General features: G+C 67.1%; 17 protein-coding genes. 12 read left to right on the top strand and 5 right to left on the bottom strand.

All coding sequences use genetic code 11. The features are described from left to right. Positions 1-55 precede the first annotated feature (55 nt). The gene (locus LK542_RS22225) at positions 56-934 is read left to right on the top strand and encodes a hypothetical protein (protein WP_227813619.1); all 879 of its coding nucleotides are present in this window, start codon (positions 56-58) and stop codon (positions 932-934) included. 91 nt (positions 935-1,025) lie between these two features. Here the strand turns inward: LK542_RS22225 and LK542_RS24855 are convergent, their stop codons facing one another. Together LK542_RS24855 and LK542_RS22240 are read right to left on the bottom strand one after the other, a co-directional pair. Then, complete coding sequence (locus LK542_RS24855; protein WP_307728990.1) at positions 1,026-2,642, bottom strand: methyl-accepting chemotaxis protein; 1,617 nt, start codon at positions 2,640-2,642, stop codon at positions 1,026-1,028. 215 nt (positions 2,643-2,857) lie between these two features. Further along, a complete protein-coding gene (locus LK542_RS22240) occupies positions 2,858-4,459 on the bottom strand; it encodes an FAD-dependent oxidoreductase (protein WP_227813620.1) in 1,602 nt (533 codons plus the stop codon). 210 nt (positions 4,460-4,669) lie between these two features. Between LK542_RS22240 and LK542_RS22245 the strand changes: the two genes are divergently transcribed. Further along, positions 4,670-6,049: an HD-GYP domain-containing protein gene (locus LK542_RS22245; RefSeq protein WP_227813621.1), complete on the top strand. Its 1,380-nt coding sequence runs from the start codon at positions 4,670-4,672 to the stop codon at positions 6,047-6,049. A gap of 19 nt (positions 6,050-6,068) precedes the next feature. Here the strand turns inward: LK542_RS22245 and LK542_RS22250 are convergent, their stop codons facing one another. Then, entirely contained in the window at positions 6,069-6,728 is a 660-nt protein-coding gene (locus LK542_RS22250; protein ID WP_227813622.1) for a choice-of-anchor J family PEP-CTERM protein, read from the bottom strand. A 374-nt stretch (positions 6,729-7,102) separates the two neighbouring features. On the opposite strand from LK542_RS22250, the gene LK542_RS22255 reads away from it, so the two are divergent. The 3 genes from LK542_RS22255 to LK542_RS22265 are packed head-to-tail and all read left to right on the top strand — an operon-like array spanning position 7,103 to position 13,580. Next, positions 7,103-9,742, top strand: a complete 2,640-nt coding sequence (locus tag LK542_RS22255) for a TonB-dependent receptor (protein ID WP_227813623.1) — start codon at positions 7,103-7,105, stop codon at positions 9,740-9,742. 59 nt (positions 9,743-9,801) lie between these two features. Then, positions 9,802-12,276, top strand: coding sequence for a family 20 glycosylhydrolase (locus LK542_RS22260; RefSeq protein ID WP_227813624.1), 2,475 nt, complete (start codon positions 9,802-9,804; stop codon positions 12,274-12,276). Continuing rightward, positions 12,273-13,580, top strand: a complete 1,308-nt coding sequence (locus LK542_RS22265) for an MFS transporter (RefSeq protein WP_227813625.1) — start codon at positions 12,273-12,275, stop codon at positions 13,578-13,580. Before LK542_RS22260 ends, LK542_RS22265 begins: the two co-directional genes overlap by 4 nt. Here LK542_RS22265 and LK542_RS22270 read toward each other — a convergent pair. Beyond that, entirely contained in the window at positions 13,567-14,472 is a 906-nt protein-coding gene (locus LK542_RS22270; RefSeq protein WP_227802868.1) for a helix-turn-helix domain-containing protein, read from the bottom strand. The two genes, LK542_RS22265 and LK542_RS22270, sit on opposite strands and share 14 nt — an antisense overlap. A 243-nt stretch (positions 14,473-14,715) precedes the next feature. On the opposite strand from LK542_RS22270, the gene LK542_RS22275 reads away from it, so the two are divergent. From LK542_RS22275 to LK542_RS22290, 4 genes are all read left to right on the top strand, one after another. After that, complete coding sequence (locus LK542_RS22275) at positions 14,716-15,261, top strand: DUF2058 domain-containing protein (protein ID WP_227802869.1); 546 nt, start codon at positions 14,716-14,718, stop codon at positions 15,259-15,261. Between the two features lie 112 nt (positions 15,262-15,373). After that, positions 15,374-16,345 (top strand): MerR family transcriptional regulator, encoded by a 972-nt coding sequence (locus LK542_RS22280; protein WP_227813626.1) that lies wholly within the window; start codon positions 15,374-15,376, stop codon positions 16,343-16,345. A 126-nt stretch (positions 16,346-16,471) separates the two neighbouring features. Further along, a complete protein-coding gene (locus LK542_RS22285; protein WP_227813627.1) occupies positions 16,472-16,681 on the top strand; it encodes a DUF2945 domain-containing protein in 210 nt (69 codons plus the stop codon). A 44-nt stretch (positions 16,682-16,725) separates the two neighbouring features. Next, positions 16,726-17,241 carry a YgjV family protein gene (locus tag LK542_RS22290; RefSeq protein WP_227813628.1) on the top strand — a complete coding sequence of 172 codons (516 nt, stop codon included), beginning with the start codon at positions 16,726-16,728 and terminating at the stop codon, positions 17,239-17,241. Positions 17,242-17,260: 19 nt separating this feature from the next. Here the strand turns inward: LK542_RS22290 and LK542_RS22295 are convergent, their stop codons facing one another. Next, on the bottom strand, positions 17,261-17,446 hold the full coding sequence (locus tag LK542_RS22295; protein ID WP_227813629.1) for a DUF2256 domain-containing protein: 186 nt from the start codon (positions 17,444-17,446) through the stop codon (positions 17,261-17,263). 160 nt (positions 17,447-17,606) lie between these two features. Here LK542_RS22295 and LK542_RS22300 point away from each other — a divergent pair, with 160 nt between their 5' ends. Genes LK542_RS22300 through LK542_RS22310 form a run of 3 tightly spaced genes read left to right on the top strand, consistent with a single transcriptional unit; the run spans position 17,607 to position 20,272 of the window. After that, positions 17,607-18,728: a toxic anion resistance protein gene (locus LK542_RS22300; protein ID WP_227813630.1), complete on the top strand. Its 1,122-nt coding sequence runs from the start codon at positions 17,607-17,609 to the stop codon at positions 18,726-18,728. A gap of 46 nt (positions 18,729-18,774) precedes the next feature. Next, positions 18,775-19,362, top strand: a complete 588-nt coding sequence (locus LK542_RS22305; protein ID WP_227813631.1) for a TerD family protein — start codon at positions 18,775-18,777, stop codon at positions 19,360-19,362. A gap of 31 nt (positions 19,363-19,393) precedes the next feature. After that, positions 19,394-20,272: a hypothetical protein gene (locus tag LK542_RS22310; protein ID WP_227813632.1), complete on the top strand. Its 879-nt coding sequence runs from the start codon at positions 19,394-19,396 to the stop codon at positions 20,270-20,272. The last annotated feature ends 27 nt before the right edge of the window (positions 20,273-20,299 follow it).

Genomic DNA, 20,299 nt, shown 5'->3' on the forward strand with positions numbered 1-20,299 from the left:
ATCTTGTTGATATTGTTGAGCACTTAGCCCCGACGACAAATTTGAGGAGATCGACATGAAGATGAATAAGCTACTGAAAGGCCTGCTGAGCGCCTCCGTTGCTGCAGCCATGTTCGGCGCCACCACCGTTCACGCACAATCCAGCAGCACCGCTGGCCAGTCCGGCCAGTCCGGCACCAGCGCCGGCGCCACCAGCGGCAGCAGCCAGAGCGGCAGCATGAACGATCAGAGCAGCGGCAGCTCGTCGTCCAGCGCGACCGGCAGCTCGCAGAAGCAGGACAAGAAGCACAGCAAGAAGAAGCACTCGAGCAGCGGTTCGAGCCAGAGCGGCTCCACCGGTTCGAGCCAGAGCGGTTCGATGGACTCGGGCAGCAGCCAGAGTGGTTCGAGCGGCATGAGCGGCCAGAGCGGCTCCAGCGGCGCGATGGGCACCAGCGGTTCGGGCGTGGAAGCCGGCCGCACCAGCACCGGCCGTTCGAGCGAGCCAGAAACCCGTAGCTCGACCAGCGGTTCGTCGGGTTCGAGCGGCTCGATGGGTACCAGCGGTTCGTCGGGTTCGAGCGGCTCGATGGGTACCAGCGGTTCGTCGGGCACCAGCGGCACCGGAACCAGCGGCTCGATGGGCACCGGCACCAGCGGTTCGATGGGCACCGGCACCACCTCGGGCAGCACTGGCTCGATGGGTACCGGCACCACCGGCAGCGGCGCCACCGGCACCATGGGCACCAGCGGCTCGACCGGCACCATGGACGCCACCGGTCGTAGCGGCACTACCGGTACTTCGGGCACCACCGGCACCACCGGCACCACCGGCACCGGCACCGGCACCAGCGGCTCGAGCAGCACCAGCGGCACTGGCGGCACCACCGGCACCACCGGTTCCAGCACCACCAGCGGCGGTACCGGCGGCGGCACCACCGGCCGCGGCTACTGATCCGCGCAATCCTGCGCTGATTCCCGCTTGATGCGGCCCGGGTGGCCGCATGCGGCACCAGCCTGCGGGCTGGTGTTGTCGTTTACGCCGCTCAGGCGGCGAGGGCGGGGCGCAGCGACGGTGCGCGGCGCGGCGCGGCGGCTGCAGCCGCTTCCTCGCGCTCGTCGAGGCGGAAGGTCGCCACCAGCTGCGACAGGGCCTGCGCCTGTTCGCGCAGCGCGTCGGAGGCTGCTGCCGCTTCCTCGACCAGCGCCGCATTCTCCTGGGTGACCTGGTCCATCTGCGTCACGGCCTGGTTCACCTGCTCGATGCCGAGCGACTGTTCGCCGCTGGCCGCTGCGATCTCGGCCATGATGGCCGATACGCCGGCGATGCCGGCCACGATTTCTTCCATGGTGCTGCCGGCCTGCGCGACCAGGCGGCCGCCTTCCTCGACCTTGCCGGCGGAATCGCCGATCAGGGTCTTGATTTCTTTTGCCGCGGTGGCCGAACGCTGCGCCAATGCCCGCACTTCCGACGCCACCACGGCGAAGCCGCGACCCTGTTCGCCGGCGCGCGCGGCTTCGACCGCGGCGTTCAGCGCCAGGATGTTGGTCTGGAAGGCGATGCCGTCGATGACGCCGACGATCTCGCCGATCTTCTGCGAGGCGACGCTGATGTCGGCCATGGTGCGCACCACGTCGCCCACCGTGTCGCCGCCGCGCGCTGCGCTGCCCGAAGCGCTGCGCGCCAGGGCATTGGCCTGCTGCGCGTTCTCGGCGTTCTGGCGGACGGTGGCCGTCAGTTCTTCCATCGACGCTGCGGTTTCTTCCAGCGAGCTGGCCTGTTCTTCGGTGCGCGCCGAAAGTTCGAGGTTGCCGCCCGAAATTTCCTGCGAGGCTGCCGCAATGGTATCGGTGCCGCGCCGCACCTGCCTGACGATGCCGTGCAGGCTGTCGCGCATATCCTTCAGCGCCACCATCAGCTGGCCGGTCTCGTTGCAGGCCTCGGCCTCGATACGGGTGCTCAGGTCGCCCGATGCCACGGTGCGCGCGACATCGAGTGCGCGCTGCAGGGGCAGGCTCACGGCGCGCATGATCAGCCAGCCAAAGGCGATCCCGGTGATGACAGCGGCTACGCTCAGGGTGATCAAGAGGTTGCGGCTGAAGGCGACGTGGGCGTCGATCGCGTCGCCCTGGGCGGCCACGGCGCGCTTCTGGTAGGCGACCATCGCTTCCACGCTGGCCACGTAGCCGTTCACCTTGGGCATCATGTCGGTGTCGAAGAAGCGCGCGGCCGATTCCAGCTGGCCTTCTTTCTTCTGGCGGAATGCTTCGGCGCGCGCCGTGCGGTAGGCTTCGCGGCTGGCCACGATCTGCTCGAACAAGCGCTTGCCTTCGGGGTCGTTCGCCATCGCTTCCTGGACCTGCTTTTGCAGCGCGCTGGTGCGCTCGGACGATTTGCTGATCGCGTCGAGGAAGAACTGCTCGGCAGCCGGGTCGGTGGCCTTGGCGACGGCGATGGTGCGTGCGCCGTTGACTTCGATCATCGATTTCCATTCCTGCAGGAGGTTGGATTTACGGATGCCATCACGGGTCAGCGCGTTCGTCATCTCGTTCGCGCTGTGCATGGTGGACAGGGCCAGGGCGGCCAGCACCAGCATCAGCGCCAGCACGGCGCCGAAGCCCAGCGCCAGCAGGCTGCGGATCTTCATTTTCTCGAGCTTCATGGGATTATTCTCGTCTCTTGTATTGTCAAAGGCGCGTGCAGGCGCACGCACGTACCAGCATGTCGGCCGGTACGTATTGACGAGTATCCTGTTTCCACGCAGCATGTCCACGATTGCATGTCATTTGCATGACAGATCGATTATTTTCTGCGTGGCAAATACAACGCTTCCCGAGGAACGTTGGTGGGAAAATAATGCCCCTTAACTGAACGGCATCAGCGCGCGCTGCGTCCCCGCATGCCGGGGCGCGGGCCGCGCGGCGGGGTGTTGTCGTTGGCCAGCTCGACCTTCTCGAGCGGCTCCGGCGCCGGACCGTGCAGCACATTGCCCTCGATGTCGAAACGCGAGGCGTGGCAGGGGCAATCCCAGGAACGCTCGGCCGAGTTCCAGTGCACGGCGCAGCCGAGGTGGGTGCACTTGGCCGAGACCGCATGCAGGCCGCCCTGGGCGTCGCGGTAGACCGCGATCTTGCGCAGGCCGTCGCGTACCACCGCGCCTTCGCCGGCGGCGATCTCTTCTACTCTATCGACGTCGCCGCCGGTCAGCCATTCGCCGTAGCGCGCCATGGTGTTGGCCTGTTCGTGGGCGAAATCGGCCAGCCCGTGGATCGGCTTGCGCGACGGATCGTACAGCGACTTGTACGGATTGGGGCGTCCCGCCGCCAGGTCGGTCACCAGCATGGCGCCGATGGTGCAGTGGGTCATGCCGTTGCCGGAGTCGCCGGTGATCAGGTAGACGTTATCGTCGTCCATCGGATTGTGGCCGAGGTAGGCCAGGCCGTCGGACGGCTCCATCACTTCGCCCGACCAGCGGTAGGCAACCGCGCCGGCCATCGGGAAGTGCTCGCGGGTCCAGCGCTCGATCTCGTCGTAGCGGTGCTCGGGATGGTCGTCCTGGCCGGTCTTGTGGTCGGCGCCGCCGACCACCAGGATGTCGTGGTCCATGGAAGGATCGGGCGTTTCCAGGCGCACGTAGTAGTACGGGTCGCCGGTGTCCCACAGCAGGATGCGCGGCAGCGAACCGCGTGCTACCCGCAGGCCGACCACGTAGGTGCGGTAGCCGGCCTGCTTGGTGTGCATGACGACGCGGTCGTTGAAGGGCGTGTGGGTGGCCAGCACCACGTGGCGGGCGCGGATCTCGCCGTGGTCGGTGGACACCGTCTGCTGCTGCTGGTTGCCGCGCAGGCGGTGCGCGTGGGTGCCGCCATGGATCTTGCCGCCGTGGCGTTCGATGGCGCGCGCCAGCCCGGCCAGGTACTTCAGTGGATGAAACTGCGCCTGGTTCGCATAGCGCACCGCCGGCCCGCTGTCGAAGGGCAGGCCGGGCACGCCGGGCAGCAGTTCCACCGCGACGCCGGCACGGCGGGCGCTCACGTATTCCTTCTCGAGGTCCTGGAAGCCGTTTCCGGGGAGGGCGTACAGGTAGCCATCGAGGCGCTCGAATTCGCAGTCGATGCCATCGACGGCTGCGATCTCCTTGGCGATCGATTCGACCAGCTCGATCGCGCGCGCGTAGCTGTCCGCCACCAGGCGCGCGCTGGCGGCGCCGAACTTGTCTTCGATGAAGGTGTACCACTCGTCGGGCGGGAACAGGTGGGCGGTGGTGCGGCCGGTCTCGCCGGCGCCGACGCCAAGCGCGTCGATGACCGTGACGCGGCGGCCTTCCTTCGCCATCAGGTAGGCCGTGGTGAGTCCGGCGATGCCGGCGCCGATCACGCAGACCTCGGTATCGAGGTCGCCGGGCAGGGGTGCGTAGGTGGGCAGGCTGGCGGTGTCCATCCAGACCGAGACCGAAGTGCCATTGCTGGAAGCAGTCATGTCGCATCCTTTCAGTACAGGGGCACCGCGGCTGGCGGCGCGCGTCCATCGGAGTCGGGACAGTCTACGTGGAGGCGCGAAAGGCTGGAGCACGATGGCAGGCAAGCGGCTGTCGCGGGCGCGCCGCAGCGCCCGGCAAAGCCGTCAGTTTCATCTTGCAAAGATGAAGATGTGGCGTAGAATCAATTTAAATTGCCGATGGGAACAATCATGGATCATGTCCTTCCGCCCGAAGTGCGCGCCCCGAGCGCCATGAAACTCTCCGAACTCATCGGCGCACTGAGCTATGCGCTCGACATCACCGAAGGCCAGCCGCCCGGGCATTGCATGCGCGCCTGCTGGATCGGCATGCACGTGGGCCGCGCCGCCGGCCTGGCGGACGAGCAGCTGTGGGAGCTCTACTACACGCTGCTGCTCAAGGACCTGGGCTGCAGCAGCAATGCGGCGCGCATCTGCGAGCTGTACCTGACCGATGACCTGGACTTCAAGCGCGACTTCAAGCTGGTGGGCGACAGCCTGCCGCAGGTGCTGTCCTTCGTGCTGACCCACACCGGCCTGAAGGCCGGCCTGGCCGAGCGCTTTCGCAGCGTGATGACGATCCTGCGCGACGGCCCCGCGATCGCCCAGGACCTGATCGCCACCCGTTGCCAGCGCGGCGCCGAGATCGCGCGCCTGCTGCGTTTTCCGGTCGGCGTGGCGGCCGGCATCTATGCCCTCGACGAGCACTACGACGGCAAGGGCAAGCCCGACCGCCTGGCCGGCGAAAGCATCCCGGTGTACGCCCGCATTGCCCTGCTGGCCCAGGTGGTCGACGTGTTCCACACGGCCGCGGGATGCGACAGCGCGCTGCGCGAAGTGCGCGAGCGCGCCGGCAGCTGGTTCGACCCGCGCCTGGTGCGCGCCTTCGAAGAAGTGGCGGCGGATCCGGAATTCTGGCGGGTGCTGGCCGCGCCCGGCGTCGACCAGGCCGTGTTCGCGCTGGAACCGGCCGGCTGCGAGGTGGCGCTGGACGACGACTACCTCGACGACATCGCGGCAGCCTTCGGCCAGGTGGTCGATGCCAAGAGCCCGTACACCAGCGGGCACAGTGCGCGGGTGGCGCTGTATACCGACATGATCGCGGAGTCGCTCGGCCTGTCCGCCGCGCGCCGCCGCTGGCTCAAGCGCGGCGCGCTGCTGCACGACGTCGGCAAGCTCGGCGTCAGCAACAGCGTGCTGGACAAGGCAGGATCGCTCGACCGCGAGGAGTGGGAGGCGGTGCGCCTGCATGCGCAGTATACGGAAACCATCCTGGGCCGGATCCAGGCCTTTGCCGAACTGGCGACGATCGCCGGCGCCCACCACGAGCGCCTCGACGGCACCGGCTATCCGCGCGGGCTGTGCGCCGAGGCCATCGGCATCGAGACCCGCATCATCACCACTGCGGACATTTTCGACGCGATCACGGCCGAGCGCCCCTATCGCGGGGCGATCCCGGTGGAGCAGGCACTCGGCATGATGGAAAAGACGGTCGGCAGCGCGCTCGACCCGGACTGCTTCGCGGCGCTGAAGGCCGCGCTGGCGCGCGTGCCCCTGGTGCAGGCCGCTTGAGGCGCGGCCTGCCGGTGGATCAGTGGCGGCGGCGCGCCGCGGCCAGGCCGGCCATGCCGAGGCCGAAGATCAGCAGCGATGCCGGTTCCGGCACGCCGGTGGGCTCGCGCAGGGTGTTCACGCGCAGGGTGTCGAGGCCGACGTAGTTCGAGCTCGCTTCCGCACCGGTATGGACGAAGCCGAGGCGGCCCGAGATGCCCTCCATTGGATTGATCGTCAGGGTGTACATCCGCCAGCCGTCCTTGGGCGCGGTCACCGTCATCGACTCGATGAAGTCGGCCGGATCGGTCGAGCCTTCCGTGTAGCCGTAGATGACGATGTCGTTGAACTCTACCTCGGGCGCGCCGCGCAGCCAGAAGGTAGCGATGGCGCCGTTTTCGAGCGAGAACAGGGGCGTGAACAGCTGGTCGTTCAGCTGGCCGCCCGGTGCGGCGCTTTCGAAACTGGATGCGATGTAGGCATTTGCCGGTTCATCCGGGAAGCGCTGGGCCGGGAACACATCCGGGTTGCCCTGTACCCAGCCCGGCGCGACGCCCGGTGGCGTGCTGGCGTTGTTCAACACCCAGCCCTGTCCCGGCAGTGCGCTGACATCTTCGAAATCTTCCGACAGCAGGACTGCCGCCTGCGCCCCGCCCATCGCCGACGCGAAAGCCAGGGCAAGCATCAACTTCTTGATCATGTATCGCCTCCGTGCGTTGTAGAGAAAGGGCCAGTACACCCCGTTCAAAGTGTAATAGCACGGATCGTGCCAGAAACATAAGTCCTTGATTTTTCTGACAAATGACGCATTTCCTATTAGAAACAGTTATAAATATGTAAAAGTATTCGACAGCTGCCGGCGGCATTGCCGCCCCTGCCATACCGGTGTGACAGGACGATGAAATTCTGTTCGGCATAGCAAGATTTGACAAACATGGCCTAAAAGATCACTCCACAATGCCTCCCACACGAGAGACGCCCGAACGTCCACACCCATTCGAGACCGGAAGGCTGAAGTGAAAGAGACGCGGTTCCGGCCAGTCGCGGAATCACCACACAGTTTTGGGAGAGAACATGAACGAGAAGATGGCACGGCAGCAGTACAGGCGCACCGCGATCGCGGGCGCAGTGACGGTATTCGTGATGGGCATGGCAGCGCAGGCACAGGCGCAGGAACCGGTGGAAACCCAGACCGTGGTGGTGACCGGCGTGCGCGCCGCCCTCGAACAGTCGCTGCGCCAGAAGCGCAACGCCGACGCGGTGGTCGAAGTCGTGACCGCGGAAGACATCGGCAAGATGCCGGACAAGAACGTGGCCGACGCGATCCAGCGCCTGCCGGGCGTGAACACCCAATCCTCGGCCGGCGGCGAGGGCGGCTTCGGCGAGAACGACCGCGTCAGCCTGCGCGGCACCAGCCCCAGCCTGCAGCAGACCCTGTTCAACGGCCACGCCATCAGTACCGGCGACTGGTTCGTGCTGAACCAGATCGGCGGCAACGTCGGCCGTTCCAGCAGCTTCTCGCTGCTGCCTTCGGAACTGGTGGGTTCGATCGTGGTGCAGAAGAGCCCGACCGCCGACCTGGTCGAAGGCGGCGTCTCCGGCGCCATCAACGTCATCACCCGCCGTCCGCTCGACTTCCGCAACCAGCTGACGGTGGAAGGCTCGGTCCAGGCCAACTACAACGACCTGTCGGATAAAACCAAGCCACACCTGTCCGGCCTGGTGAGCTGGAAGAACGCCGAGAGCACCGTGGGCCTGCTGGTGCAGGCCTTCTCCGAAAAAGCCGCGGTGCGCCGCGACGGCCAGGAGATCCTCGGCTATACCCCGATCAGCGCCACCAGCGCGGCGGCTGTCGCCAATCCGGCCCTGCGCGGCGTGGTGGTCCCGACCTTCATCGGCGCGGCCCTGTTCGAGCAGGAGAAGAAGCGCCAGGGCGGCGCTTTTGACCTGGAATTCCGTCCGCAGCGCGGCACCAGCATCGACCTGAACGGCTTCTATTCCAAGCTCGACGCGCCGCACCAGAACACCAACTGGCTGGCCGCGCCGGCCAACTCGATCAACAGCATGAACCTGATCCCGGCCAACCCGGTCGTCAGGAACGGCACCCTGGTCGGCGCCGCCTTTACCCGCAACGCGGGCGAAGTCGACAACATCTACCGTCCGGACGCCGGCGGCGAAGCCTGGTACCTGGACCTGAACGGCAAGACCCGCATCAACGACCGGCTGAGCATCTCGGGCAAGGTCGGCAAGACCTATGGCGTGGGCTGGGACCGCGACGACGTCTACTACCAGAACAACGTGGATGGCGGCATGGTCTATGCCCTGAACGGCCTGTCCCCGGCCTCGGTCAGCTACCCGGGCGGGAACACGGCGTCGCCGGGCAGCACCGCCTGGGCCGGCGGCGGCGAGTCGCAGTCGGTCGACAAGGAGAAATACGCTCAAATCGACGGCGAATGGCGCCTGCAGGACGCCAGCGTATCGGCGATCCGCTTCGGCGCACGCTGGACCGACCATAGCCGAACTGCGGAACATCCGCTGGAAACCCGTCCGGGCCCGAACGGCTTCACCGCGCCCGGCCCCGCCTGGAATGGCCAGATGTATCCGTCCGACTTCGGCAAGGACCTGGGCGGCAACATCTTGAACAACTACTTCAAGTACAACGGCGCTGCGCTCGGCGCCTGGGGCGCGGTCCCGGGCAACCGCCTGCTCGACTACACCCTGCGCCACAACTGGACCAACGAGTTCCAAGTCGGCGAGAAGACCGCCGCCCTGTATGCGATGGCGGAATTCGGCAGCGGCAGCTGGAGCGGCAACGTCGGCCTGCGCGCCATCGAAACGCGCCAGACCACGGTGGTCAACCTGCCGGGTGGCCCGAGCCCGGTCACCGGCTCGGCCTTCGGTCCCTACACCCCGACCACCTTCAAGCGCACCTACCGTGACTACCTGCCGAGCGCCAACCTGAAGTTCGAGGTGTCGCCGGACCTGCTGCTGCGCACCGCGCTGGCCAAGACCATCGCCCGTCCGGACTATTCGGCGCTGGGCGGCTCGGTCTCGCTCAACGACGACGCCCTGAGCGGCAACGGCGGCAACGTCAACCTCGACCCGGTGCGCGCCACCAACTTCGACCTCGGCATGGAGTGGTACTACGCGCCCAAGGCGCTGCTGTCGGCGGGCTTCTTCTACATGGACTTCCGCTCGATCGTGGCCCAGGGTACCTCGACCGGGACCTACTTCAACAACAAGCGCAACACCCAGACCCAGTACCAGATCACCTCGCCGTACAACACCACCGGCACCAACAAGGGGATCGAACTGAGCTGGCAGCAGCCGCTGTGGAACAACTTCGGCACCCTGGTCAACTACACCCATGCCGACGGCGAGCTGGATGACGGCGGCGAGCTGCTGAACTCCTCGAAGAACACCTGGAACGTCACCGGTTACTTCGAGAACGATCGCTTCTCGGCGCGCCTGGCCTACAACTACCGTTCCAAGTACAAGGCCGGCGTGGACCGCGGCGCCAGCCAGCACGTGGACAGCATGCCCTCGCTGGCGGCCTCGCTCAACATCAAGCTCACCGAGCAGCTGACCCTGACCTTCGACGCGCTCAACCTCACCAACGAGACGATCAAGATGTACGCCGAGAACGAGGACCGCCCGCGCGCGTTCTACTCGAACGGCCGTACCTTCTACATCGGCCTGCGCGGCAAGCTGTAATGCGGCTGTAACAGCAACACCGGGGATGGCCTGCGCCATCCCCGCAGCGGAACCCTCACATGATCCCGACCACGGACCGGACGCCAGGCGGCCCGGCGATTGCCATCGCCTGGGAATGCCTGAGCAACTACACGCGCGACGACGCGTTCACGGCGCGCCTCACGCTGCGCAACGATTCCAACGAGGCAATCGCGCCCGGCTGGGCGATCTGCTTCAACACCTGCCGCAAGGTGATCGCCGACAGCGTCAGCCCCGGCTACGCGATCGAGCACCTGAACGGCGACCTGTTCCGCCTGACCATGCCGGCTGCTGACGCCTGGGAGCCGGGCGTCAGCCACACGGTGGAATACGAAGCCCTGCACTGGGCGATCAGCATCACCGACGCGCCGCTGGGCTTTTACCTGCTGCCCGGCGACGGCGGACAGCCTATCGACCTGGGCGACCCGGAAATCGCGCCCTTTGCCCGCCCCGAGCAGCGCCACCGCATGCGCGGCGACCTGCTGCCGACCGCCGACGCGGCCTGGCGCTTCGAGCAAAATGCGGTGCTCCACCTGCTGCCCGAGAGCGCGGTCGGCCGCATCACGCCGCGCCCGCAATCGGCCCGTTTCGACGGCCGCCACTGCCTGTTGTCGCGCCACGCGCCGCTCAGCTACGACCGCACGCTGTGGAACGAAGCCTCGCTGCTGGCCTCGATGCTGGGCGTTTTGCCCGGCGTGGTGCCGGGCGGATCGGGCGACATCTGCCTCGAAATCGGGCCGGTCGACGAAGTCACCACCAACGTACCGCTCGAGGCCTATTGCCTCGAGATCGAGCCGGGCCGGGTGCGCATCCGCGGCGCCAGCCCGCACGGTGTCTTCAACGGCATCCAGAGCCTGGTGCAGCTGCTGGGGCCAAACGGCGAGCTGCCCGCCGGACGGGTGGTGGACGCACCGCGCTTCGGCTACCGCGGCATGATGCTCGACGTGGCGCGCCACTTCGCGGGCGTCACCACGGTGCTGCGCCTGCTCGACTGCATGGCGAGTTACAAGCTGAATCGCTTCCATTTCCACCTGACCGACGACGAAGGCTGGCGCCTGGCGATCGGCGCGCTGCCGGAACTGACCGCGGTCGGCGCGCGGCGCGGCGTGTCGCTTGATGGCAGCCCCTGCCTGCCGCCTTCCTTCGGCTCGGGCGCCGACCCCGAGGCTTCCGCCGGCAGCGGGTTTTATACGGCCTCGGAATTCATCACCATCCTGCGCCATGCGCACGCGCGCCACATCGAGGTGATCCCGGAATTCAACATGCCCGGCCACGCGCGCGCCGCCGTCACCGCGATGCGCGCGCGCCACCGCCGCCTGGTGCAAGCTGGTGAACACGAAGCGGCGGAGGAATACCTGCTGAGCGATCCGGACGACGCCTCCAGCTACGAATCGGTGCAGCTGTGGCACGACAACGTGATCTGCATCGCGCTGCCCTCCGTCGACCGCTTCATCGACACCGTGGTGGGCGAAGTGTGCATGCTGTACCGCGAAGCCGGCGTGCCGCTGCGCGTGATCCACACCGGCGGCGACGAAGTGCCCCCGGGCGCCTGGCTCGGTTCGCCGCGCTGCCGCGCGCTGATGGAGGAACGGGGCTGGAGCAGCGTGCAGCAGCTGCACGACGACTTCCTCGAGCGCTGCCGCGCGATCCTGGCGCGCCATGGCGTGGAATTCGCGGGCTGGGACGAAACCGCGCTGGTGCGCGAGGGCGAGCGCCTGCTGCCCAATCCGCGCTTCGCCGGTCCCGACTTCCACGTCTACGTCTGGAACAACGCCTGGGGCTCGGGCCAGGAAGACTGCGCCTACCGCCTGGCCAATGCCGGCTACGACGTGGTGCTGTCGAACGCCGCCAACCTGTACTTCGACCTGGCCTATGCCAAGCACCCGCAGGAGCCGGGCTACTACTGGGCCGGTTTCGTCGGCACCCGCAACGCCTTCGGCTTCTGTCCGCTGGACGTGGGCGCCATGGCGGATCTCGATCCGATGGGCCGCTCGCTTGCACCCACCACGCTGCAGCCGCTCGACGTGGCGGGACGGGGGCGCATCGCCGGCCTGCAGGGCCAGCTGTGGGGCGAGAACGCGCGCTCGCGCGCCCGCCTCGAATACCTGGCGCTGCCGCGCCTGATCGGACTGGCCGAGCGCGCCTGGGCGCCCGATCCGGGCTGGCAGGACATCCCCGAACCGGACCGCCGCGCCGCCTGGGCCCTGCGCGACTGGAACGAGTTCGCCAACCGCCTCGGCCAGCGCGAGCTGCCGCGCCTGGACCGCGCGCGCCGTCCCTGGGACTACCGCCTGCCGCCGCCCGGCGCCGTCCTGCAGGGCAGGCTGCTGCAGGCGAATGTCGCCCTGCCGGGCCTGGCCGTGCATTACACTCTGGATGGGCTCGATCCCACGGCGCGCAGCCCGCGCTACGTGGCGCCGGTACCGGTGGACGCCGCGCAGGTGGTCAAGCTGGCCACCTTCGACACCCGCGGACGTGCAAGCAGAATCGTTACCCTGAACGTGGAACCCGCATGAACCCGATCAACGACCTGGCGCGCGCCGCGCTGCCGACCGCCACCCGCCATCCGCTGGCCTGGGTGCCGACCCTCTACCTGGCCCAGGGCCTGCCGTTCTACGCGGTGGCGCTGGTGGCCGGCCTGATGTACAAGTCGCTGGGCGTACCCAACGAGCAGATCGCGCGCTGGACCGGCCTGCTTGGCCTGGCCTGGGTGTTCAAGGCGCTGTGGAGCCCCTTCCTGGAACTGGCGCGCAGCAAGCGCGGCGTGGTGGTCTGCTTCCAGCTGGCCGGCGGCTTCGCCCTGGCAGCGATGGCGCTGGCGCTGCAGCTGTCAAGCTGGTTCGCCGTCTCGATTGGCCTGTTCGCGCTCGTGGCGCTGGCCTCGAGCACGCACGACATCTGCGCCGACGGCATCTACATCGCCAGCCTGAGCGAGCGCCAGCAGGCCGCCTACGCGGGCTGGCAGGGCGCCTTCTTCAATGCCGCCAAGTTCGTGTCAATGGGCGGCCTGGTGATGCTGGCCGGTTACCTGGAAGACCGCATGGGCCCCAAGGCGGCATGGGCCACGGTGTTCGGGCTGCTGGGTGTCCTGATGGCGGGCCTCGGCCTGTACCACCTGTGGGCCTTGCCCGATACGCCGGGCACCGCGCGCCGTGGCGAGGGCGTGCGCAGCGTGGCCGGCACCCTGGTCGACGTGATCCGCGCCTTCTTCGCCAAGCCCGGCATCTGGCTGGCGATCCTGTTCATCATCCTGTTCCGCGCCGGGGAAGGGCAGATCCAGACCATCGGCCCGCTGTTCCTGCGCGACGCCCGCGAAGTCGGCGGCCTGGGCTTGAGCACGGCGCAGGTGGGTGCGGTGTACGGCACCGCCGGCACCATCGCCTTCCTGGCCGGCAGCATCGCCGGCGGTTACTTTACGGCGGCCCTGGGCCTGCGCCGCGCCATGCCTTTCCTGATCGTCGCGATGAACCTGCCGAACGCCGTGTTCTGGTATCTCAGCGTGGCGCAGCCGGAATCGCTGGGTGTGATCGCATCTAGCCTGGGCGTGGAGATGTTCGGCTACGGCTTCGGCTTCGTCGGGATGATCCTGTTCATCATGCAGGTGGTGGCGCCCGGGCCCTATCAGACCGCCCACTATGCGCTCGGCAGCGGCTTCATGCAGCTCGGCTTCGTGCTGTTCAAGATGGTCAGCGGCGACATCCAGGGGGCGCTGGGCTATCGCGATTTCTTCCTGTGGGTGCTGGTGGCCGCGCTGCCGGTGCTGGTGCTGAGCCGCTTCGTGTGGCGCCACGCGCCGGACAAGGGCGTCAGCGCTTCTTGATCGGCAGCGCCAGCAGGCCGCGCCACTTGCCCGCGCAGTCGCGCTCGACCTTCTGGATGTGCGGGCGCGTGCTGTCGAAGCGCCAGGTCGACTGCTTGTCGAGCCAGTCCTCGTACATCGAGCGGAAGCGCGGCCATTCGTGGCGGAATTCCAGGCAGGCATAGGTGCCGGCCGGGAGCACGCGCACGCCCAGGCTGCCATCCTGCGCTTCGCCGGTATGCCCGAAGTCGTAGCAGTATTCGCTTTCGCCGGTGAAGCCGGGGTCTTCGTCGAACACCCCGTACCAGGGCGCGCCGTGGGCGATGCCATCCAGGCGCTCGCGTTCGCAGATGAAGGTGTTGCAGGCGATCGAGAGCGCGGCCCCGGACTGGCCGAAGAAACGCTGGTAGCGCAGCAGCACCGGCGGCAGCTGGCGCAGCTCGATGCGGGCCGCGATGCTGCCCGGTTCGGGCGGGCAGTAGGGGGCGAGGATGACGTCCAGGTTCGAGGGCTCGGCCACGAAGAAGCTGACGTCGCTCTCGCGTCCGACCTGCTGGTCCATGTAGGTGCGCCAGCCGCCTTCGCGCCAGGCCTTGGCCGACATCGCGAACTGCTGCTTGAAGGCCTTGGCGAAGGCCGCGTTGGACGGGAAGCCGCAGTCCTGGGCGATGCGCACGATCGGCACGTCGGGTTCGTGGCGCAGCTGGTGCGCGGCGCGGCGCAGGCGCCGCTTGCGCTGGTATTCGACCGCCGAGAAGCCGGTCAGCTCGCGGAAGATGCGGTCGAAATGGTAACTGGAATAACTGGCCGAAGCGGCCAGGCTGTCGAGGGCAAGCGGGTCGCCCACCGAATCGAGCATCAGGTCCATGACTTCGTACAGGCGCGAGACGCGGGAAGGCGCTTTGACGGTCATGGAGCGATGGCAGGGCAGGGGGCCGGCGCGGGTGGAGCAAAACGACAAGACATTGCGTGACGGGATTGCTGTTATTACAGCGATTATGCGGTCAAATTCGATGTCATGGCGAAATATGTTCAGACGGCGCAACACATGCATACAGGGCGTGGCCGTATTCGGCAGCGCCGCCGTTTGCTATGCTGGCGGCTTCGCCGGCGGCAGCGTGCTGCCGGCCATCCCATGCAACCAAGGAGTAGAACGATGGTCTCGCTGCAGGAGCAGTTGCTGAAAGCCGGCCTGGTGGACAAGAAGAAGGTCCAGAAGGTCAACCAGGACAAGAGCAAGCAGAAAAAGATCGAGCGCCGCACCGGCACCGAGTCGGTGAACGAAGCGCGCGAGGCGGCGCTGGAGATGCAGCGCCAGAATGCCGAGCGGGCGCGCGAACTGAATGCCCAGCGCGATGCCGCCGCCGCCCAGAAGGCGGTCAAGGCGCAGATCGCCCAGCTGGTGCAGCAGAACCGCCAACCGCGTGCGAAGAATGGAAAAGGCGAGATCGCCTACAACTTCACCCACGGCAGCAAGATCGAACGCATCTACGTGTCCGAGCAGGTGCAGCAGCACCTGGTGTCGGGACGGCTGGTAATCGTGTTCCTGAATGGGAACTATGAACTGGTGCCGAAGGTGATTGGCGAGAAGATCGCCGAGCGCGATCCGGACAGCGTCATCCAGGTGAAGCAGGCCAGCAACGAGGTCGACGCCGACGATCCCTACGCCGACTTCAAGATTCCGGACGACTTCACCTGGTAATCCGTTTTGCCTCGCTATTGAACAGCTGTCTTTGACGATTTTGAGTTACACTGTGTTGTCTCGCAATTGTAGCGGGACAACTACCGAATAACCTGGTTCAACGGCGGGTCAAATGAACGATAGAATGGACGAGCAGCGGGGCGAAGCCCGCGAAGTTACCTACCGCAGCGGGGTCGCTGCACGCCTGGCGGGCTTGCCCGTGGAAACACTGCGCGTCTGGGAGCGCCGCTATGCGCTGTCGGACACCCAGCGTTCGGCCCACGGACAGCGGCTGTACACGGCCGAACAGGTGCGCCGCCTCGGCCTGCTCAAGCAGCTGGTTGACCTGGGACACCCGATCGGTGTCCTGACCGGCCTGCCGGTCGAACGCCTGGAAGAGATGCTGGCGCCGGATGCCGATCGCGTGAGCCAGGTCAGCGGGCCAATGCGGGTGCTGGTGGTCGGCGACAGCCTGGTGCGCCGCATTGCCGCCAGCGGCCGCGACGGCCGCGCCCTGCAGGTGCAGCGCCACTGCGCCCGCCTCGAGCAGGTGGGCTCGCTGGCGGACGGCATGGCCCTGGATGTGCTGCTGATCGAAGCCTCGGAGCTCGAGGACGCTGCCGTCGCCCAGATCGCGGCGGCGCGCGACATCCTGAAGCCGGCGGCGACCGTGGTGCTGTACCGCTTCTGCGGCAGCGCCACCATCCGCGCGCTGCGCGCCCAGGGCTGCCTGGTGGCGCGCGTGCCGGCCGAGATCGGCGAACTGGTGTCCCTGTGCCGTTCCGCACTGGCCGGGCAGGGCCTGCCCGCGTCCGACTCCCAGGTAGAAGCGGTGGCCCCGCGCCGCTTCGACGACCAGGCGCTGGCGGCCATCACGGCCGCCGGTAATCGCCTGTCCTGCGAATGCCCGCGCCACCTGTCCGACATCCTCATGATGGTCGGCAGCTTCGAGCGCTACAGCGCCCAGTGCGCCGCGCGCAACCAGGAAGACGCACGCCTGCACCGCGAACTCGAGCTGGCCTCGGGCCGCGCGCGCATGGTGCTGGAAACGGCCATGGAAAGGCTGGCGCTGGCGGAGGGCTTGCCGCTGCCGGGCAAGGCCTGAGCCGCAGCGCCGTTCTCGCGTGCGAAGTGAAGCGGGGATCCGTGTTCCAATACGGATCCCGGTTCATCTTGTCCTGATGTGGTACGTTTCCGGGACAAGCATGGCCTTCAATCCGAGGAGGGCAGCATGGCAAACACGTTCAAGGCAGGCGACAAGGTGCAATGGGAATCGTCGCAAGGCACGGTGCATGGTACGGTCAAGAAGAAACTGACGTCCCCGACCGACATCAAGGGCCACCACGTCGCGGCATCGCGCGAGCACCCGGAATACCTGGTGGTCAGCGACAAGACGGGCGCCGAGGCGGCGCACAAGGCCGAGGCGCTGAAGAAGGCCTGAGCCTATAATCCTTTCTTTTTACCCGGTCCATGGCCGGTGCTTCGATGGCCATCGACTGGTTCTCCCCGGCGCAGTGCGTCGGCTATGCGGCGTTCGTGCTCGGCGTCGCTTCCTTTGCCCAGAAAGACGACCGCCGCTTCAAGCTGTTCATGGCGGCCGAATGCCTTGCCTACATCATCCATTTCACCTTGCTGGGCAGGCCGACCGCCGTCGCCAGCTCGACCATGTCGCTGCTGCGCTCGGTCCTGGCGCTATATACCCGCTCGAAGTGGGTAGCCTTTTTCGTCGTCATGGCCAACCTGGGCCTTGGCTGGCACTTCGCCACCCGCCCCAGCGACTGGCTGCCGCTGGGCGCCTCCTGCATCGGCACGCTGGCCCTGTTCCTGATGGAAGGCGTACGCATGCGCTTCGCCATGCTGTGCGGGACCGTGCTGTGGATCGTGAATAACGTGATTGCCGGCTCGGTCGGCGGCACCGCGCTGGAGCTGGTAATCGCCTGCGTGAACCTAGTGACGATCCGGCGCATGCTGCGCGAGGCTCCAGCAGCGCCGCAGGCCTGAGGGAAAACGGCCCAGGCAGTCAGCCCGGATCCTGTGCGCTGCCCGGGTTGCGCACTTGTCCCGCAGGTGCTCCCGCGCGCCGGCAGCGTTCGGAACAATACTTGACGTGTTCCCAGTCACGCTCCCACTTCTTGCGCCAGGTAAACGGTAGTCCGCAATGGGCGCATGACTTTGTCGGCAATGCCGATTTCTTCCGCATTTTCATGCAGTCGATTGTAGCCCGGTGACGCCTATACTAAGGCTGCGCGGCCTGCGTGAACCATGCCCCATGCATGCTTCACGCAGCAGGTGGCGGCGATGCTTACCCAGCCGGATTGTCCGGTGGTAAGCTATTCATGTTGTCACTTCACCCTGAAGGAATGTTCATGAAACCGCTGTTCTCCTCCGACGAAGAAGCGAACGCAGCACCCGCGGCGCCCGCACCCGCCCCGGCGCCCCTGCTGAATCCTGGCATCGTGCCGGATGCACTGCCGGCATTGCGTCCCGAGGCGAGCGCGGCGCCCGTAGTCCGTGTCGATATCTCCGGCATCGACGACAAGGCGATCGAGGCCCTGGGCGGCAACACCGGCGCCGGCGTGGCCAAGGTGTCCGCCAAGCTGCTGGGCACCGTGCGGGCTTCGGATGCGGATGTGTTCGGCGCGCAGCTGAACGAGCTGATCGCCACCTCGAAGGGCCTGGACCCGGCCAAGCTGCGTTCCGGCGGCCTGGTGTCGCGCCTCACGAACATGTTCGGCTCGGTCAAGGAAAAGATGCTGTCGCAGTACCAGGTAGTCGAATCGCGCATGGATACCCTGGTCGGCGAGATGACGCGCCATGCCAACGTGCACCGGGCGCGCATCCAGGATTTCGACGAGATGTACAAGGGCCTCGAAACCTATTACCAGGGCCTGGACGCCGACGTGAAGAAGGGCGAAGCCTGGGCCGAGCGGCTGCGCCAGGCGCTGGCGCAGCAGGGCGCGGCGGCCAACGCCTTCGAGGCGCAGCAGGCCACCGAGCTCAAACGCCGCCTCGAGCGGCTGGAAAAGCGCATCGACGACCTCAAGCGCGCCATGCTGATGGCCACGCAGATGGTGCCGCAGATCCGCCTGTCGCAGGACAATGCGCGCGCGCTGACCGATACCTTCACGGACATCGTCAACGTCTCGATCCCGGCCTGGCGCAACGTGTTCTCGCTCTACCTGCTGCAGCTGGAAGCCAAGCAGAGCGCGGCGGTCGCGAATGCCGCCTACGACGCCACCGACGCGGCCTTCCGCGCCCAGGCCGACATGCTGCTCGAGAATACCGAAACAGTCGCCCGCGCCAAGCAGCGCTCCCTGGTCAGCCTGGAAACCGCGCAGCACGTGCAGGCGCAGCTGGTGACCGCCTTCGACAAGCTCGAGCAGATCTCGAACGAAGGCCAGCAGCGCCGCAAGGAAGAGCTGCCGAAGCTGCAGGAACTGGAGCGCGAACTGATCGCGCGCTTCTCGGCCGGCGGCGCCGCGCCCTGAGCACCCACCCGTTCCAGCAATACCCATCACCCTACAAGGAAAGCCCATGTCGACGACGCTCCAGACCGGCCATCGCATCAACCTCGAAAAAACCGCCCCGGGATTGCGGCGCGTCCGGATCGGCCTCGGATGGAAGATCAACGCGGCCACCGGCCCTGCATTCGACCTCGATTCCTCGGTCTTCCTGTGCCGGAAGGATGCCGGCGACAATCCGGTCATGATCAGCAACGCCCACTTCGTCTATTACAACCACACCACCTCGCCCGACGGCGCGGTGGTGCACTCGGGCGACAACCGCACGGGCGACAGGGATGGCGACGACGAAGTCATCACCGTCGACCTGGCCAGGGTCGAGCCCGAGGTGGTGGAGATGCCGATCGTCGTCACCATCCACGAGGCCGAGGCACGCCAGCAGACCTTCGGGCGCGTCACCGACGCCTATGTGAAGGTGTACAACGACGAGACCGGCGAAGTGCTCGCGGAATACGACCTCGACGAAGATTACTCGGACAAGACCGCGCTGCAGTTCGGTTCGCTGTACCGCAAGGATGGCGAGTGGCGCTTCCAGGCCGTGGGCGCGGGCTTCAAGCTGAACCTGGCGACCTTCATCCGCAAGCTCGGCGGCACTGTCTGAGAACGGCCGGCGCTCGCCGCCGCATGGAGCGATGACCCAGCAGACGCCCAAGGCATTCGACTTCGGCGAGGAGGCTGAGCCTTCTCCCGAGCCCGCCCCGCGTCCGTTCGGGCCGCGCGCCTTCGACTTCGGCGACGAGCAGCTTGAAGCGGCGCCGGTCCCGAGTAGCCCGCCCCGGGCGCTGTCCTTCGACGATCTGCCCCCGGCGCCGGACGGCCTGCCGGCCAAAGCCGCCGCCCGGCCGCTGTTCGACAGCGAGGACCATCCGGCGGTGCGCGATGCGCTGGCGATCGCCAGGCAGGATTACCCGCTCCTGTTCGAGCAGTCCGAGCAGCGCCTGGCTGCGCTGTTTCGCCGCATCCTGCCGGTCAACCTGGCGCTAGTGGCGGACTGGGGCGAGAAGGCCCTGATGGAGCAGGCCGTGCTGCTCCAGCCGATCACCGACCTGGTGCTGAAGTTCACGCAGATGGGCGTGCCCGCGCTGCTGGACGCCGCGCTCGAGGCTACCCGTGCGCCGACTAGCGTCATCGGCAAGCTGTTGCGCCGCGGGAGCCCGCCCGCCGAATACAAGCCGGCGCTGACCGCAAGCCGTGCGCAGCTGGTGCAGCTGATGGCCGACAGCGAAGCCGCCATGCGCGAGATGACAGCGTCGGGAAAGAACCTGGGCCTGCATGCGGCGGTGCTGGCCGTGGTGGCCAAACTCGCCGCCGGCGCGCTCGATGCGCGCGTGCATGACGCGCTGATCCAGCGCCGCACGCTGCTCCAGCAGGCCATCCGCCAGACCGAGCTGTCGACGCTGCAGATGGAGCAGGTGCGACTGCAGGCTGCCGAGCTGATCGGACAGATATCGTCCTTCCTGACGGTGACCTTGCCGGCGATCGAGATGGCGCAGGCGCAGCGGGGCACTTGACGCGGGAGGGGGGCTGCTAGAATGGGC

The sequence above is a fragment of the Massilia sp. IC2-477 genome (genome assembly GCF_020707265.1).
Taxonomy (GTDB): Bacteria; Pseudomonadota; Gammaproteobacteria; order Burkholderiales; family Burkholderiaceae_D; genus Telluria.